Raw genomic sequence first — 684 nt, forward strand, 5'->3', positions numbered from 1 at the left:
TAGGCACAGTCCCCCTTGATTTCCGTCCTGCGGCGTGATTCACGGTTCGAAAACGAGCGAACTTGTCTGATCTTTTCTGGCTGACGGACGCCCAGATGGCGCGTCTGGAGCCCTTCTTCCCAAAGCCCTACGGCAAACCTCGTGTCGATGACAAGCGTGTCTTGAGTGGGATTATCTTCATCAGCCGCAATGGGTTACGGTGGCGCGACAAAGGTATTTTGCTCAGATATTGGTCGGTCTGGCTGCGGATCACGGCGAAGAATAGACGGTCATGATTGATGCGACGTATCTCAAAGCCCATCGCACTGCGTCCAGCCCTGCGGTGAAAAAGGGGGGCGCGGACGCCTGATTGTCACTGCCGGTCGGGTCAGCGACTACATTGGTGCGAGGGCTCTGCTCAGCAGCATACCAAATGTGGACTGGCTGCTTGGAAATCGCGGCTATGATGCTGACTGGTTCCGAAACGCATTGAAAGGCAAAGGGATACGCGCCTGCATCCCGGGTCGAAAGCAGCGCAAGGCGACAGCCCGACACGACAAGCGCCGCAACAGGATTGAGATCATGTTCGGAAGGCTCAAGGATTAGCGACGTGTCGCAACACGATACGACCGATGTCCAAAGGTCTGCCTCTCAGCAATCGCTCTCGCAGCTCTCGTCATCTATTGGCTATGAGGCCTGAGCCTA

Annotated in this window: 1 pseudogene; it reads left to right on the forward strand. The window is 56.3% G+C overall.

Annotated features, from left to right (window positions below):
• The first annotated feature begins 62 nt into the window (after nucleotides 1–62).
• Nucleotides 63–672, forward strand: a pseudogene (locus ACR0KW_RS24260) (transposase).
• The last annotated feature ends 12 nt before the right edge of the window (nucleotides 673–684 follow it).

The sequence above is a fragment of the Ruegeria sp. CG11 genome (assembly GCF_056537245.1).